The organism is Bacteroidales bacterium (assembly GCA_035353855.1).
GTDB lineage: Bacteria > Bacteroidota > Bacteroidia > Bacteroidales > CG2-30-32-10 > DAOQAK01.
The window spans coordinates 23,423-39,258 of record DAOQAK010000041.1; the positions used below are offsets into that span (position 1 = coordinate 23,423).

A 15,836-nucleotide genomic window follows, 5' to 3' on the forward strand; every position below is an offset into this window, starting at 1 on the left:
ATTAAAACTAAATTGTTTGCATTTTATCAAATTGGAGATAAGAATATATTTTATCTTTATTTGGTTCTACTTTTTTATTAAAAATATTGAAGTATTCTGAAGGCGTTGGAATTTTTCCGGTTAATGCGATCATGGCTGCTAATTCAGCAGAGCCAAGATATGTTTGCGCACCATCACCCATTCGGTTATCAAAATTTCGTGTTGATGTAGAAAAAATTATTGCATTATCGGCAACCCTCAACTGATTACCCATGCACAGCGAACATCCCGGTACTTCAATGCTTGCTCCTACTTTAGCGAATTTGGCAAAGGTGGCTTCTTCAAAGAGTTTTTTCTTATCCATTCTTGTAGGCGTTGCAATATATGTTCTAACATCAGCATTGAATTTTGCACCATCCCAGATATTTGCCGTTGCCCTGAAATGACCGATATTGGTCATACACGAACCGATAAATACATTATTAATTTTTGTTCCTGCTACTTCAGATAATAGTTTAACATCATCGGGATCGTTAGGGCAGCAAACGATTGGTTCAGTAATTTCTGATAAATCGATTTCAAAAACTTCTGCATATTCAGCGTTACTGTCAGCCGATAATAATTTCGGATTTGCAAGCCATTCGGTCAATTCATCCAAACGCCTTTTTAATGCCGATTTACTTTCATATCCGTTATTTATCAAATCCTGTATCAATGCAACATTTGATCTTACATATTCAATCACCGATTTTTCAGAAAGTTTGATACATGTTGCCGTAGCGCTTCTTTCGGCAGTTGCATCAGTAAGTTCGAAAGCCTGTTCAGGAGTAATGTCAGGTAACCCTTCCATTTCAATTATTCTTCCATTGAAAATATTCACTTTATTTTTCTTTGGAACAGTAAGTTTACCTCTTTTGATTGCGAAGTAAGGAATGGCATTTACAACATCTCTTAAAGTTATTCCGGGTTTCATTTTACCTTTAAATCGAACAAGTACTGATTCCGGCATATCGAGAGGCATAAATCCAAGAGCCCCTGCAAATGCCACTAATCCTGAGCCTGCAGGAAATGAAATTCCTAACGGAAAGCGTGTGTGGGAATCGCCACCGGTTCCAACTTTATCGGGAACCAATAAACGGTTTAACCACGAATGAATAACTCCATCACCCGGTTTTAAAGCTACACCATCGCGTTCCATAACAAATGCCGGAAGATTTTTTTGCATTTTAATATCTGTTGCTTTAGGATAAGCTGCAGTGTGGCAAAACGACTGCATGAACATAGGTGCCTGGAATTTTAAACAAGCTAACTCGGTTAATTCATCGGCCGTCATTGGCCCTGTTGTATCCTGCGAACCTACTGTATTCATAATTGGCTCACATGCCGTACCGGGAAGTACTCCCTCAAGTCCACATGCTTTACCAACAATTTTTTGAGCTAATGTGAATCCCTGATCTTTTTTGTGAACAGGATTTATCGGCGCAACGAATATTTCTTTTTCTTTTATATTCAAGGCTTTCATGGCTTTTAATGTTAAAGCCCTGCCAATAATTTTAGAAATTCTACCTCCTGCGCGATACTCGTCCAGCAATGTATTCGGGTTCAATGAGAATTTTGAAATGACTTCGCCTGATTCATTTTTTATAATACCCTCTTTTGTATTGATGGTAATAATGTCGCCCATTTTTATTTTGGAAACATCTGCATTAATAGGAATACCGCCCGAATCCTGCATTGTATTAAAAAAAATAGGAGCTATTTTTCCTCCTATTACAACACCTCCGCGACGTTTATTAGGAATATAAGGAATATCTTCCCCGATATGCCATATAACACTGTTGCACGCCGATTTTCGTGAAGAACCGGTTCCCACAACATCTCCAACAAAAGCAATTTTATGTCCTTCACTTCTCCATTTTGAAATAACAGAAATTCCATCAGGAAATTTTGTTTTCCCCATTGACAAGGCATGCAAAGGAATATCCGGACGGGTTACAGCATCGGAAGCAGGTGAAAAATCATCGGTGTTTATTTCTCCTTCTACTTTATAAACTTTAACTTTTATTATTTCTTCCAGTTTTGGTTTTGATGTGAACCATTCTGCTTTAGCCCATGATTCTATTACTTTTCGTGCCGGGCTATTGCTTTTGGATAACTCCAATACCTGGTCGAATGAATCATAAACCAATGTTATATTCGATAATGCTTTTGAAGCATGTTCCGATAATTCTTTGTTCTCAAGAGCATTTACTAATGGTGTAATGTTATAACCGCCAACCATAGTTCCTAATATCTCAATTGCTTTGAATGGAGAAATCAATTTTGTTTTGATTTTTCCGTTTGCAACTTTATCAAGGAATTCAGCTTTAACTTTAGCGGCAGGATCAACACCGGGAGATATTCTATTACACAACAAATCGAGTAAAAAATCTTCTTTTCCTGTTGGAGGATTTTGAATCAATTCGCATAGTTGCTCTGTTTGCTTAGCATCAAGAGCAAGAGGCGGAACATTCATTTTTTTCCTTTCCTCAACATGTTCTAAATATTCTTTTAGCATTTTTTTAAGGTTTAACCGTTAAATGAACTCTGATTTTTATTAATATTTAAACACAACTATTCATTATAGCAGTCGGCAAAATTATAAGTATTGAACGAGATAAAAAAATTATTTTAATTAATTAATTTAGTATAACATACCTAATGAATTGATTCAGAAAATCAAGTGAAGAAAAGCAAAAATTATTAGAGAAAATTGTTTATATTTTTTTGCTTGGAATATTAATATTTTTTTGTCGAAAAATTTATTTATTTTTACAGTGCAAAAAATTTCGATGCTGAAAAAATCGAAAATAAAGAAAATACGCGAAGCCGAAGAACGTGAAAAACGTAAAAATGACGGCTATTACGATGGCCGCTTTCGCACCAAAGTTACCCCCGACAAAAAGAAATATAAAAGGAAAAAGAAAGTAAAAGATGATGATGAGGAACTTTAGTTCTCCAGGAAAAATTTTTTGCTTTTGGTTTTTGCGTGTCTTCTGGTGCGTAGAAAAATTTATACTCGTTCTTATTAAGAATGCAAAAGTAAATTTGATTAGAACGAGTTATACCGATAGGAACAAAATAAGAAAAATGCAAATCTATTCCGTATCGGTATAAACGAATAATGCAGGTTTATATTTAATACAAAAGTTTTTTTATTTCTGTTTCCAATACCGGCAGATACTTTATAACTATCAGCCAAAGCACATCTGCCGATACAGTATCATATCCATGAATAATCCGGTTTCTTGTATCTACTATTTTTCGGGAATCGGTAATTTCTATTTCGGGATTGATTTTTAAAATCCTGTCCATAGCTTCTCCAATAATTTCAATATTTCTTTCAACGGCTTTGCGGGTTTTTATATCTTTTTCGAAAACAGAAAATTTTCGTTTAGCCGGTAAAAATTTATTTATTTCTTCTATCGAAAGTTCAATATCTTTTAAATATACCTTAATGTCATGCTTCATAAATTAAGGTTTTTGAATGTTCTATATTTTCTCTGATGTATGGATTTCTGATAGCTTTATTTTCGAGTAAATCCACATGCCTTTTAAATAAATTTTCTAAAGAAAATTTTAAATTGAAGTAATTGGTAGCATAATCTATCGGATCATTTGAATTGATATCAACGACCAAATCAATATCACTTTCATCATTGAAATTATCTGTGAGAACAGAGCCAAATACATATAAATATTTGACCTTATTTTCAGAACAAAGTTTGTTAATATCTTGGGTGTACCTATCTAAAAACATAATTTATTTTTATATTTTTTATTCTGTTTACTAATCAGTATACAAAAATATAAAAAAAGTAATTTGTTCGTATCTTAGTTATTACGTTTCTTGAATTTTTTTGAATTATCTAAAAAAAATATTCCACCTCCGTCAAATAAAGGCCCATCATAAAGTTCAACGATTTCTAAGTTTAATGATCTTAAAAATTCTTTTACTTTTTCTCCATCATAATAATGTTTTATATTGCCAAGAATAAAAACTTTATTGTTGTGAAAGCCGCAGGTTCCGCCGAAGAAGCCATATTTATGCCCGGGCAAAATAATTCCTTCTGTTGAAACTTTAAGAGCATTAAATTTTTCTTGTAAAAGTATTTTATAAATTCCTTCATCTGAAGTAATAAAATTATTATTCCCAAGTGGAAGCAAGCTGCAACGCGTGAATCCCTGGTTTACATTTATTCTTTTAAAACCCCTGCATTCATTTATAATCTGTAAATCGGTGATATCATTTCGGTGAATGATACAATTATCTTTTACAACAGCATTATAATGCGCAGCTTCTGGGTAATCAATACCGACAGGCTTTTCGCCTTCATTGAATGATATTTTATTTTCTGAAAATTTTCTTTTTATTTTATCCGGAAGATTTGGCGAGATAATAATTTTATTTTCTGTTTCGCAAATAAAAACATCAGGATGCCCGGAAATGCTTTCTTCCGTAATGCCTGTGGTTTCAAGCAATACAAGCTTTCCGTATTTTAAAAGATTTTCTTTCGCCTGTTGCGGAATCCTTTTATCAGCAATAATCAACATTAAAATTTCTTCCTTTCAATGATGCATTTGCAACAAATTTTACATTTTTAAAATGTTGCTGTAACATTTTTTTGTTCGATGCTTCATAGCCAATTGCATAATTAAATTCTTCTGAAGGCACAGTAATTAAAATATTTTCCTTTTTATTTTGTTTTAACAAAGGCTGAAATATCTCTTTCCATATTTCTGCTAAAACCAATTCGCGGAATGAAACATGAAAAGGCCCGGCAATTAAAACCTCTTTATTGATAAGCCCTTCCGAGGGGTGCAACCCAACACGCAGAATAGTAATTCCTGCATCTTCAAAAATTTTATAAATATCTTTTACCCAATCAACAGATTCTTCAATGGAAAGAGGTTTGTATTTATTTTCATGAAAAAGTTTTTCAAGAGCCGTGTCTTTTATGACAAGCGCGGGATAAATTCGTGTATTTTCAGCGCCGAGTTCAACAATTTTATGTGCAGTGATAATTGAATTTTCTTTAGTATCTCCGGGAAGTCCTATCATCATTTGCAATCCTAAATCAAAACCATATTGTTTTATTAAAACACTTGATTTTATTGTAGTTTCAGAATCATGTCCTCTTCCCGATAAACGCAGAACTTCATCATCGAATGATTGTGCGCCAAGTTCGATTGTTGAAACAGAAAATGATTTAAGAAATTTTAAAATATTTTCGTTTATATAATCCGGTCGTGTGGAAAGCCGTATTGACAATACTTTCCCGTTATCGATAAAATTTTTTGCAACAGTTAAAAATTCTTTTTGAAGGTTAATATCTACACCCGTAAAATTTCCTCCAAAGAAACCTATTTCAATCTTGCTTCCTTTTGGTATTGTTGAAAGGTGTTTTTCAATAATTTGTTTAACATCTTCGATTGAAGGAATAGCAATATGTCCGGAAATCTTTTTCTGGTTACAGAAAATGCATTGATGCGGACACGCAAGGTCAGGAATGAAAACAGGTATAATGTAATGTCCCTGTCGCATTACAGATTTTATTGTTTAATGAATTTCTTTGTAATCGAATTATTAGATTCATCAGAAATTTGTAAAAAGTAAATACCTTTTTCCAATGAACTAACCGGAACGATTGAATTTACTGATATTTCGTGTGATTGTATTTCTGTTGAAAATATAATCTGACCTAATAAATTCAAAATGTTTACACTTAATTTTGATTTTTTCTGTAAGCTTAAAGAAAAGTATAATTCATCTTTTACAGGATTTTCAACCCAGATATTTGAAATAAAATTTTCCGTTTTGTTAATTCCAACAGACTGGTCAACCAGTAGTTTTAAATTTACAGGAAGATGATCAGACATGTTAAATAATGCTGTTATAATATCAGAAGGTGCGCTGTTATTGGTGCCGCTATTGATAGCACCATTATAATGATTTCCGTCTTGCCCGATTGGTTTCCATGTACCGGCGATATATTGGTAATGGTTTGTTCCATTTTTAATATATTCACTTTCCAGTATATGGTCAAAGCGGTCGTCCATCCCGCCTGTAGCAGGGCAATCGCTGGTTGAGGTTGAATGAGTGGATTGTGTGTGGTAATCAGCAAATGATGAATTACTGTTCCAATCGCCAAGCATATTAGGTGGGTCGTAAAAACGAATATCGGCATTAGTGTAATTAATTAAATTCTGAAAACATTGTTCGTTGCTTGTATACACATTAAAATCGCCCATCACCAGGTAATTATCTTTTTTGTTTAATGTGTTCAGATAATTCATCAGGGTAGTTGTTTGAGTGGCGCGTTCAGTTTCATTATCGGCGGTACTTCCGGCTTTCAGGTGCATAACAATACAGGTAAGGTAAGCGGTATCGTGTGTTGCAGATAAATTCGCTGACTTGTAATAAAACTTATATATATTAATATCACGAACACTTGTAGGAATATTACTCTGTGAAAGCAAACCCAGTTTTTGCGAATTATAAAACATACCATTGGATAAATCGGTATTGGATAAATTTGTCATAGCACCTTTGCTATAATAGGTAACCCCGTTAACATTCATGCAGGCATCAAGAATATGCTGATGTGTTGTGGTACTTGGCGAAATTTCATTAGCTGTAAAAATATCGGGTTTTACATATTGAATAATTTTTTTCAAACAGGAATCCTTAGTGGCAAGGGGATTATTTGCAGCCGTGCAATAGGAAGTGTTTTCCCCGTAATACATAAGGTTATAATGCATGATGCTTAAAGTGTCCTGTGAAAATAATGCTGTAGAAAACAACACGAATACAGCTATTAATAGATGTTTCATAAATATTAAATTTTTGCAAAGTTATACGATGAATGAGTTAAAGTCAAGAATTATAACATATACAGGTATTTACTTTTGTAGTTATAACAATGTTTTTCCAGTCATTTCTTTTGGAATTTCGAGGTTCATTAAAGTAAGAATAGTAGGAGCAATATCGCATAATCTTCCGTCGTTTATTTTTTTATGATCTTTATCAATAAGGAAACAGGGGACGGGGTTACAGCTATGTGCGGTATTTGGCGAGCCATCAGGGTTTATGGCATAATCAGCATTACCATGATCGGCAGTTATCATTACACTGTATCCATTGGTCATTGCTGTTTCAGTAATTTCTTTCACGCAATTATCAACGGTTTCCAATGCTTCCAATATGGCATTATAAAATCCTGTATGTCCTACCATATCAGCATTTGCAAAGTTCAGGCATATAAAATCAATTTCGTTTTTATTGATTTCTTTAACCAGTGCGTCTTTTACTTCTATTGCACTCATCGAGGGTTTTAAATCATAAGTGGCAACTTTAGGTGAAGGAATTAATATTCGGCTTTCGCCTTCAAAAGTCTCTTCTTTTCCGCCGGAGAAGAAGAATGTAACATGCGGATATTTTTCTGTTTCGGCTATTCTTAATTGTTTAAGTCCTGCACGTGAGACGACCTCTCCAAGTGTATTTGTTATATCTTCTTTATCAAAAAGTACGTGAACATTTTTAAACGATTCATCATAGCGCGTCATGGTATAGTATTGAAGCGGAATGGTGTGCATGTCGTTTTCAGGCATTTCTTTTTGTGTAAGCACAGTAGTGATTTCGCGCAAACGGTCGGTGCGGAAATTAAAACAAATGAAGACATCGCCTTCTTTAATTAAGCCAATCGGGTTTCCGCAATTATCAACCATTACAACAGGTTTTATAAATTCATCGGTTATACCGGCATCATACGATGCCTGGATTGCCTGAAGCACATCGGTTGCCGGTTTTCCTTTTCCGCTGGTCATTAAATCGTATCCTTGTTTCACGCGCTCCCAGCGTTTATCGCGGTCCATGGTGTAATACCTTCCGGTGAGTGTAGCAATTTGACCGGCAGATTTTTTTAAATGTTCCTGCAATTCGCTGACATAACCTTTACCGCTGTATGGGTCGGTATCGCGGCCATCGGTACAAATATGAATAAAAACTTTTTTCAGATTCCAGTCTTTAGCAATATCGCATAATTTCATCAAATGTTTTGTTGATGAATGAACACCGCCATCAGAAACCAAACCAAGAAAATGTACTGCTTTATTATTGTCGCGTGCATATTGATAAGCCTGGTTTAGTGCGGTATTTGAAGCGATTGAATTATCTTTACAAGCAATATTTATTTTTACAAAATCCTGGTAAATTATTCTTCCGGCGCCAATATTCAAATGCCCCACTTCCGAATTTCCCATTTGTCCTTCGGGTAAACCCACATCTTCGCCTGAAGTAAGCAAATGACAGGTAGCAGCTGTTTTATATAAACTTTTAATAAAAGGAACATTTGCATTTGCAATAACATCGGCTTTGCTTTTATCGCCTTCGCCCCAACCATCCATGATGATAAGAATGACTTTTTTCTTTTCCATAATTTCTTTTTAAAATTTACATGTTCCCAAAATAAACACATTCTTCAAAGGTAATTCTCGGAGTTTTTTTTCTTTTAAATTAAAAATGAAAACATGTTCATTTATTTTAAAATTATAATTATTATCTGGCAGAGAACCTAGTAAAACATCAGATTCATGAATCCAATTAATAATTATTTTATTTTCAAAACCAGTTGTTTTAATTTTCCCACTTAATGACTTAATAGTTGTAAGCCATACAAAATGGTTATCGTCTTTTATTCCAAGCAATGAAAACCCAACGACATCATTATTTTCAGAAATATTTACTTTTTCGGGAATGTAATCTTTTATCGTTTCATCTATAGGAACAGGCATATAAGATTTGTGGTTTTTGTATGTTTCCTGCTCATTAAAAATTTCAGTGGTTTTATTAGTTATGTAATTGTAATCAAATATTAAATTGTTTGTATAATTTAATCCTCCACAACATGATTGATCATCATTTGTATAAATGATTTTTTTATTCAGGTCGTCTATCAATAATACTTTTTCGATTTTTGAAGACACAAAAGATTTCTTTTTATTGTTTATATTATATTTCACTAAATTAATTTCTTTTGAATTCAACTGACCTTGCTGAAGTGTATTAAAATAGATATAACCGGAATCTGAATAATGAATCAGTTTTCTATATTCAAAATTGCTATATCCTAAGCCTCCAAATTTATATTTTTCTTCAAATATTTTTTCAGTTTTTTGTTTTGATAAATCATATTTATATATCTGAAATTTCTTTTTACATGAATCTAAAGTATATGTCAAATTACAATCAGAGCTCCAAATAATACTGTTTCCATCAGGTGAAATAAAAAAATCATCAAAATAATTAATTGATTTTGGAATTGTATCAGGATTTACATTAGATCCATATATTGATGGATAATCAGATGTATAATTGATTGGTAAATCAATTATACATATTTCGGAATCATTTGAATTAGCCGTTTTTATTAATTCATTTTTATATACAATTAGTTTTTTTTTATTTTCTATTGGCCAAACAAACGTTCCATTATTGTATTTAATATCAGATATACTTTGTGGTTTAAATATTTTCGGAATCTTATATTCAATATAGCTTTTATTGCTGTCTATATTGAATGATAGAATGGCTGAATCTTGAGCAAAATAAAACTTATTATTCTGTCCATATATTGACCATATCCCAGTAAAATAGAATATTATAAAAATTATTCTTTTCATAAAAATTGATACTTCATAAAATTTACAGAATTGTATAATTTATTTCTTCTTTCACTTATCACTTTTCAACTTATGCCTTTTCAACTTCTTTTACTGGTTAGCGCGTATAGCTTCAACAGGATTGAGGCGCGATGCAGTAAAAGCGGGAATAAAGCCCGAAACAAGACCAATAACAGCTGATGTGATAACCCCTCTTAAAATATTTCCCATTCCAAGTGTAAATGTCATATCAGAAATATTTGATACAATCAGCGTACCTGTAAACACCAATAACAATCCAACTGCTCCACCGATCAGCGAAAGAATGATGGCTTCGAATAAAAATTCAAACAAAATAATATATCTTTTTGCGCCCAGCGATTTCTTAATGCCAATAATACTGGTTCTTTCCTTTACAGAAACAAACATAATATTTGCAATTCCAAAACCTCCAACCAATATTGAGAAACCTCCAATTACCCATCCTACCAATGAGATTACAGAAAATATACTTTCAAATCCTTTTGTTAACAAGCTTGTTTCATTTATCGAAAAATCATCATCGGCTATGGGTTTTAATTTATGTGCCGAACGCATGATCCCTGTAATTTCATCTTTAAGCTCCTCGTTACTTATTCCTTTTTTTGCTTTTACTATAATCATGGGTTCAACCATATCGGATTCGATATTCAGAAAATTCCTTGCAAAATTTAAAGGTATATAAACTTCTTTGTCCTGGCTGTTGCCAAACATATCTTCACCTTTCTTTTTCAGAACCCCGATAACTTTAAGTTTTCTGCCGAAGACTTTTATCATTTTTCCTAAAGGGTCGGTATAGTTGAAAAGGTTTTCGGATATGAAGCTGCCAATAATTATAACATTTTTACCGCTCACTGATTCAAGCGAAGTGAAGTAACGCCCTTCTTCTATTTCTAAGTTCATGGTCTTATCGTAATCCTGTGAAACAGCGCCTACAGAAATATTTTCAATGCTGTTATCAATATATTCAACAGTTTTAGAAGTAAAAACTGCTAACGATGCCGCTTCGACTGAAGTACACTTTTTTTGGATTTCTTCCAGGTCGCTTGTTTTAGGAACAGGTCTGTTCATATATTTCCACCATGCATAATCATCTTCGAACGACCATGGCCACTTTTGGATGAATAATACATTGTTTCCAAGCGATTCAATATTGGTACGGATTTCATGTTCCATAGAATCAAAAACAGTAAAAACAGAAATGATTGAGAAAATACCAATAGTGATACCAAGCAACGATAAGATGGTCCGGAGCTTATTAACCATCAGGGAATTTATTGCAAACAGGTAACTTTCGCGTACCAGCTTTATAAAAAGTACCAGCCTCATTTTTATCTGCTAAAAAAATATTTGTAAAAGTACGATAAATATTTTTATAAATTATGTGAAAATATATTGTGAGTTGATGCGAAAATCATAACCTTTGCAAAAAAATAGAAATTGAGGATGGAAGGACTAAAAAAAATTAAAAATGCATTGATTTCAGTTTATCATAAAGATAACCTGGAAGGAATTATTAAAAAACTGGATTCTCTTGGTATAGCTATATATTCAACGGGAGGGACTTACGATTTTATCCAAAATCTTGGAGTGAAAGCTTATACCGTTGAGTCGCTTACTTCTTATCCATCAATACTGGGTGGTCGTGTGAAAACATTGCATCCAAAGGTCTTTGGAGGAATACTGGCACGCCGTGAAAACCTGGGTGATATTGAACAACTCGAAAAATATGAACTTCCACAAATCGACCTGGTGATTGTTGACCTTTATCCTTTTGAAAAAACGGCAGCTTCAAATGCTTCAGAAGAAAAGATTATTGAAAAAATTGATATCGGCGGAATCTCGCTGATACGAGCAGCGGCAAAGAATTTTAATGATGTGCTGATAATTCCTGCGGTTGAATATTATCCCGAATTGAATAAACTTCTTGATGAGAAAAAAGGAGATACATCGTTAGAAGAAAGAAAATATTTTGCTAAAAAAGCATTTCATATTTCCTCTCATTATGATACTTGTATTTTCAACTATTTCAGCAAAGACGAAGATGAAGTTTTCAAAAAAAGCATTCCAACTTCTTACAAATTACGTTATGGCGAAAACCCGCATCAGAAGGGCGTTTTCTATGGCAACCTCGAATCATTGATTCAGCAACATAACGGGAAAGAAATTTCTTATAATAATTTATTGGATATTGATGCTGCTGTTAAACTGATAAGTGAATTTAACGATACGGCTTGTGCAATCCTCAAACATAATAATGCTTGCGGAATTGCATGCAGGGCAGAACTTACAGATGCCTGGAAAGATGCGCTCGCCGCCGACCCTGTTTCAGCTTTCGGAGGTGTGATTGTTACCAATAAACCCATTGATATTAAAACCGCTGAAGAGATCAATAAAATATTCTTTGAAATCATTATCGCGCCTTCCTATGAAAAAAATGTTATTGAACTCTTAAAATCAAAGAAAAATAGAATAATTTTGCAATATAATTTTTCTGCCTTGCCGAATATTCAGTATCGTACTATATTGAATGGTGTGTTACAGCAGGAAAAAGATTGGAAGACTGAAACTTTTGAAGACCTGAAACAGGCTACAAATGCCGTTCCCGGTGAAAGAGAAAAAGAAGATTTGCTTTTTGCCAATATTTTAGTGAAGCATACTAAATCGAATGCAATTGTTTTGGCAAAAAACAAACAACTGATTGGGAGCGGAACAGGTCAGACTTCAAGGGTTGATGCATTAAAACAAGCCATTGCCAAGGCGAAAGATTTTGGTTTCGACCTGAATGGTGCAGTAATGGCATCGGATGCTTTTTTCCCTTTCCCGGACTGCGTTGAAATAGCGCATAAAGAAGGGATCGATACGGTGATTCAACCGGGGGGGTCGATAAATGATAAAGCTTCGATCGAGTATTGTAATAAAAATAATATGGCCATGGTCCTTACAGGATTCAGGCATTTTAAACATTAAAAAATAAACGAAAGAAATGGGACTTTTCTCTTTCTTAACAAAAGAAATAGCTATTGACCTTGGCACTGCCAACACGGTTATTATTCATAACGACAAAGTAGTTGTTGATGAACCTTCAATTGTTGCTATTGACCGTCAATCGGGAAAAATAATTGCCGTAGGTAAGAAAGCTATGATGATGCATGGGAAGACCCATGAAAACATCAAAACAATTCGTCCGCTCCGCGATGGCGTTATTGCTGACTTCCAGGCCGCTGAACACATGATAAGGGAGTTGATAAAAATGATCAATCCAAAAAAATCATTACTTCCTCCGTCATTGAAAATGGTTATCTGTATTCCTTCCGGTATTACTGAAGTAGAAGAACGTGCTGTTCGCGATTCCGCTGAACAGGCCGGCGCCAAAGAAGTTCGACTGATTCACGAACCTATGGCTGCTGCAATCGGTATCGGTATCGATGTGCTTGAACCAACAGGGAATATGGTTATCGACATAGGTGGTGGTACCAGCGAAATTGCCGTTATTGCACTTGGCGGAATTGTTTGTAACAAATCAATACGTATTGCCGGTGATGATTTCAATACCGACATTGAAGAATACATGCGTAAACAGCATAACATTCACATTGGCGAAAGAACTTCGGAACGAATAAAAATCGAAGTCGGTTCAGCTATGACTGAGATTGATAATCCTCCGCCCGATTATGCAGTTCATGGTCGTGATATGCTTACCGGTATTCCAAAAGAAATTTTGGTTAACTATGCCGAAATTGCTCATGCTCTTGATAAATCCATTTCAAAAATTGAAGCAGCAGTTTTAAATGCTCTTGAAATGACCCCGCCTGAACTTTCGGCTGATATTTTCCGTACAGGAATTTACCTTGCAGGAGGAGGCTCCATGCTGAGAGGTTTGGATAAACGTATTTCTTTAAAAACAAAATTACCTGTTCATATTGCCGACGACCCATTAAGAGCTGTTGCACGCGGAACCGGTATTGCTTTAAAGAATTTTGATAAGTTCACTTTCTTAATTAAATAACGGCAGCCGCTTGTATTGCTGCAGAAAAGACCATAGAAAGGCATGAAGAATTTTTTTCTTTTTTTGTGGCGCCAACATTTTTTCTTCTTGTTTTTTGTTCTTGAGATCATTTCATTTATTATGATCGTTCAGAATAATTATTATCAGCGTTCGGGTTTTATTAATTCTGCTAATGAATTCAGTGGTGGTGTTCTTACTACTTTCAATAATATATCACAATATTTTTCATTAAAAAATGCCAATAAAGAACTGGCTGAAGAAAATGCAAAACTTCTTAGCGAGTCGAAAAGTTTTTACATAAAAACCGATAGTAAAGTATTTTATCATGATGACACGCTTTACCGTCAGCAGTATGAATTCATCAGCGCAAAGATTATTAAGAACTCTACCAATAAAAGAAGCAATTATCTTACACTCAATAAAGGCAGAAAACATGGTATCACCAAAGATATGGGTGTAATAACATCGGCAGGGATTGTTGGAATAGTTAATGAAGTTTCCGAAAATTTTTGCAGTGTAATATCTGTTCTGCATAAAGATTTTAAATTGAGCGCCAAATTAAAAAACAATGAACAGATAGGAACAATTAAATGGGATGGGGGCGATTACCGCTTTGGTAAACTGATTGATATTCCTACACACGTAAAACCGAAATTAGGCGACACTGTTATTACCAGTGGCTATTCAACAAGCTTTCCTGCAAATATTATGATTGGTTATGTAACAGATATCAAAGCCGAAAAGGGAGATAATTTTTATACTCTGACTGTTTACTTCAGCACGGATTTTAATAATATTTCTTATGCTTATATCATTAGGAATATTCTCAAGACCGAACAAGATGAATTAGAAATAAAAGCTCAGCATGATTAACATTGTATCACGAAATATTCTCCGTTTTATTTTCCTGGTGCTTTTTCAGGTTATTATTCTGAACAGTATAAATTTGGGAGGTTATATCAATCCTTATTTTTATGTATTGTTTATTTTGATGCTTCCTTTCGAAACGCCAAAATGGTTGTTGTTAATTTCTTCTTTTTTTCTTGGTTTCTCGATCGATATTTTTTCCGATACACCCGGGCTTCATTCAGCAGCATGTGTTTTCATGGCATACATGCGCCCATACATTCTTGGCGTGGTTACTTCAAAGCAGGAATATGAACTGGGTATTCAGCCGAACATCCGCGACCTTGGGTTTCGCTGGTTTTTTTCATACTCACTCATACTTGTGAGCATTCATCATTTAATTTTATTTTACCTGGAAGTGTTTAGTTTTCAAGAGTTTTTTCAAACCTTGCTGAGGACTTTTTTAAGCATAGCATTTACCGTGTTTCTGCTTATTCTGAGTCAATATATTTTATACCGGCCAAAGAAATAAAAAACTTTTTTATTTATTCCATATATTTTCCATCTTTCCAGGTTCCACGGTCTATTTTACCATTAGGCCATTTATAAACACCTTTACCATCCATAACATCATTTTTCCATTCGCCAGTATATTCAGCTTTGCTGGGCCATGAATACATCCCTTGTCCGTTTTTCTGTCCGGCTTTCCAACCTCCATCGTATTTTTCGCCATTGGCAAATGTTTGAACACCTTTGCCATCTTTTTTATTTTCTTTCCATTCACCAATATATTTATCGCCGTTGTTCAGGATCATGGTGCCTTTGCCATTCATTTTGCTGTTTTTCCATTCGCCTTCATATGTCCTGTCTTTCCAGATCATTTTACCAGTTCCCTCCATTAAATCATATTTCCATTCACCATCATATGATTTTCCATTTGGCCACGAATATTTTCCTTTACCATTTTTTTTATCGTCCTTCCATTCGCCCACATATTTTTCTCCGTTGGGCCAGGTATATGTTCCTGAACCGTTAATTTTTCCATCTTCCCATTCCCCTTCATATTTATTTCCATTTTCCCATATAAAAGTTCCCTTGCCGTCATCACAATCACCATTAGTACATTCCCCATCTGATTTTGAATTACTGCAATATATGGGCAACAAAAAGAATGCTGTGCAAATAAGCAAAACAGTAAATAAAATATTTTTCATACCATTCATTTATTAATCATATCAAAATTATGAAATTCTTTTTAACTCAA

The 15,836-nt window shown here is 34.1% G+C and carries 15 protein-coding genes; 5 read left to right on the top strand and 10 right to left on the bottom strand.

The genetic code is table 11. The features are described 5' to 3' along the window. Positions 1-7: 7 nt before the first annotated feature. Entirely contained in the window at positions 8-2,536 is a 2,529-nt protein-coding gene (locus PKK00_10960) for a bifunctional aconitate hydratase 2/2-methylisocitrate dehydratase (GenBank protein HNW98918.1), read from the bottom strand. A 274-nt stretch (positions 2,537-2,810) separates the two neighbouring features. Here PKK00_10960 and PKK00_10965 point away from each other — a divergent pair, with 274 nt between their 5' ends. Then, entirely contained in the window at positions 2,811-2,972 is a 162-nt protein-coding gene (locus PKK00_10965; GenBank protein ID HNW98919.1) for a hypothetical protein, read from the top strand. A gap of 184 nt (positions 2,973-3,156) precedes the next feature. On the opposite strand, the gene PKK00_10970 is transcribed toward PKK00_10965, so the two are convergent. The 8 genes from PKK00_10970 to PKK00_11005 all read right to left on the bottom strand — a co-directional run bounded on the left by PKK00_10970 (position 3,157) and on the right by PKK00_11005 (position 11,046). Further along, complete coding sequence (locus PKK00_10970) at positions 3,157-3,489, bottom strand: DUF86 domain-containing protein (GenBank protein HNW98920.1); 333 nt, start codon at positions 3,487-3,489, stop codon at positions 3,157-3,159. Further along, positions 3,479-3,778 (bottom strand): nucleotidyltransferase domain-containing protein, encoded by a 300-nt coding sequence (locus tag PKK00_10975; GenBank protein ID HNW98921.1) that lies wholly within the window; start codon positions 3,776-3,778, stop codon positions 3,479-3,481. The genes PKK00_10970 and PKK00_10975 overlap by 11 nt, the downstream gene beginning before the upstream one ends. A 74-nt stretch (positions 3,779-3,852) precedes the next feature. Next, a complete protein-coding gene (locus tag PKK00_10980) occupies positions 3,853-4,572 on the bottom strand; it encodes a hypothetical protein (protein ID HNW98922.1) in 720 nt (239 codons plus the stop codon). Next, the gene (locus PKK00_10985) at positions 4,556-5,563 is read right to left on the bottom strand and encodes a radical SAM protein (protein HNW98923.1); all 1,008 of its coding nucleotides are present in this window, start codon (positions 5,561-5,563) and stop codon (positions 4,556-4,558) included. The genes PKK00_10980 and PKK00_10985 overlap by 17 nt, the downstream gene beginning before the upstream one ends. A gap of 8 nt (positions 5,564-5,571) precedes the next feature. After that, positions 5,572-6,852 (bottom strand): T9SS type A sorting domain-containing protein, encoded by a 1,281-nt coding sequence (locus tag PKK00_10990; protein HNW98924.1) that lies wholly within the window; start codon positions 6,850-6,852, stop codon positions 5,572-5,574. A gap of 81 nt (positions 6,853-6,933) precedes the next feature. Then, complete coding sequence (gpmI, locus tag PKK00_10995; protein HNW98925.1) at positions 6,934-8,454, bottom strand: 2,3-bisphosphoglycerate-independent phosphoglycerate mutase; 1,521 nt, start codon at positions 8,452-8,454, stop codon at positions 6,934-6,936. A gap of 9 nt (positions 8,455-8,463) precedes the next feature. After that, positions 8,464-9,699 (bottom strand): hypothetical protein, encoded by a 1,236-nt coding sequence (locus tag PKK00_11000; protein ID HNW98926.1) that lies wholly within the window; start codon positions 9,697-9,699, stop codon positions 8,464-8,466. A 90-nt stretch (positions 9,700-9,789) separates the two neighbouring features. Further along, positions 9,790-11,046, bottom strand: coding sequence for an ABC transporter permease (locus tag PKK00_11005; protein HNW98927.1), 1,257 nt, complete (start codon positions 11,044-11,046; stop codon positions 9,790-9,792). Positions 11,047-11,163: 117 nt separating this feature from the next. Between PKK00_11005 and purH the strand changes: the two genes are divergently transcribed. Genes purH through PKK00_11025 form a run of 4 tightly spaced genes read left to right on the top strand, consistent with a single transcriptional unit; the run spans position 11,164 to position 15,104 of the window. Beyond that, positions 11,164-12,687: a bifunctional phosphoribosylaminoimidazolecarboxamide formyltransferase/IMP cyclohydrolase gene (gene purH, locus PKK00_11010; GenBank protein ID HNW98928.1), complete on the top strand. Its 1,524-nt coding sequence runs from the start codon at positions 11,164-11,166 to the stop codon at positions 12,685-12,687. 16 nt (positions 12,688-12,703) lie between these two features. Next, on the top strand, positions 12,704-13,726 hold the full coding sequence (locus PKK00_11015) for a rod shape-determining protein (GenBank protein HNW98929.1): 1,023 nt from the start codon (positions 12,704-12,706) through the stop codon (positions 13,724-13,726). A 42-nt stretch (positions 13,727-13,768) separates the two neighbouring features. Then, on the top strand, positions 13,769-14,599 hold the full coding sequence (gene mreC, locus PKK00_11020; GenBank protein ID HNW98930.1) for a rod shape-determining protein MreC: 831 nt from the start codon (positions 13,769-13,771) through the stop codon (positions 14,597-14,599). Then, positions 14,592-15,104, top strand: a complete 513-nt coding sequence (locus PKK00_11025; protein HNW98931.1) for a rod shape-determining protein MreD — start codon at positions 14,592-14,594, stop codon at positions 15,102-15,104. Before mreC ends, PKK00_11025 begins: the two co-directional genes overlap by 8 nt. A 13-nt stretch (positions 15,105-15,117) precedes the next feature. Here the strand turns inward: PKK00_11025 and PKK00_11030 are convergent, their stop codons facing one another. Next, positions 15,118-15,786, bottom strand: coding sequence for a molecular chaperone Tir (locus PKK00_11030; protein HNW98932.1), 669 nt, complete (start codon positions 15,784-15,786; stop codon positions 15,118-15,120). Between the last annotated feature and the right edge of the window lie 50 nt (positions 15,787-15,836).

Bases quoted from the DNA above. Each gene is read 5' to 3' on its own strand.
- PKK00_10960 (HNW98918.1), bottom strand. From the start codon at position 2,536: ATGCTAAAAGAATATTTAGAACATGTTGAGGAAAGGAAAAAAATGAAT.
- PKK00_10965 (HNW98919.1), top strand. From the start codon at position 2,811: ATGCTGAAAAAATCGAAAATAAAGAAAATACGCGAAGCCGAAGAACGT.
- PKK00_10970 (HNW98920.1), bottom strand. From the start codon at position 3,489: ATGAAGCATGACATTAAGGTATATTTAAAAGATATTGAACTTTCGATA.
- PKK00_10975 (HNW98921.1), bottom strand. From the start codon at position 3,778: ATGTTTTTAGATAGGTACACCCAAGATATTAACAAACTTTGTTCTGAA.
- PKK00_10980 (HNW98922.1), bottom strand. From the start codon at position 4,572: ATGTTGATTATTGCTGATAAAAGGATTCCGCAACAGGCGAAAGAAAAT.
- PKK00_10985 (HNW98923.1), bottom strand. From the start codon at position 5,563: ATGCGACAGGGACATTACATTATACCTGTTTTCATTCCTGACCTTGCG.
- PKK00_10990 (HNW98924.1), bottom strand. From the start codon at position 6,852: ATGAAACATCTATTAATAGCTGTATTCGTGTTGTTTTCTACAGCATTA.
- gpmI (HNW98925.1), bottom strand. From the start codon at position 8,454: ATGGAAAAGAAAAAAGTCATTCTTATCATCATGGATGGTTGGGGCGAA.
- PKK00_11000 (HNW98926.1), bottom strand. From the start codon at position 9,699: ATGAAAAGAATAATTTTTATAATATTCTATTTTACTGGGATATGGTCA.
- PKK00_11005 (HNW98927.1), bottom strand. From the start codon at position 11,046: ATGAGGCTGGTACTTTTTATAAAGCTGGTACGCGAAAGTTACCTGTTT.
- purH (HNW98928.1), top strand. From the start codon at position 11,164: ATGGAAGGACTAAAAAAAATTAAAAATGCATTGATTTCAGTTTATCAT.
- PKK00_11015 (HNW98929.1), top strand. From the start codon at position 12,704: ATGGGACTTTTCTCTTTCTTAACAAAAGAAATAGCTATTGACCTTGGC.
- mreC (HNW98930.1), top strand. From the start codon at position 13,769: ATGAAGAATTTTTTTCTTTTTTTGTGGCGCCAACATTTTTTCTTCTTG.
- PKK00_11025 (HNW98931.1), top strand. From the start codon at position 14,592: ATGATTAACATTGTATCACGAAATATTCTCCGTTTTATTTTCCTGGTG.
- PKK00_11030 (HNW98932.1), bottom strand. From the start codon at position 15,786: ATGAAAAATATTTTATTTACTGTTTTGCTTATTTGCACAGCATTCTTT.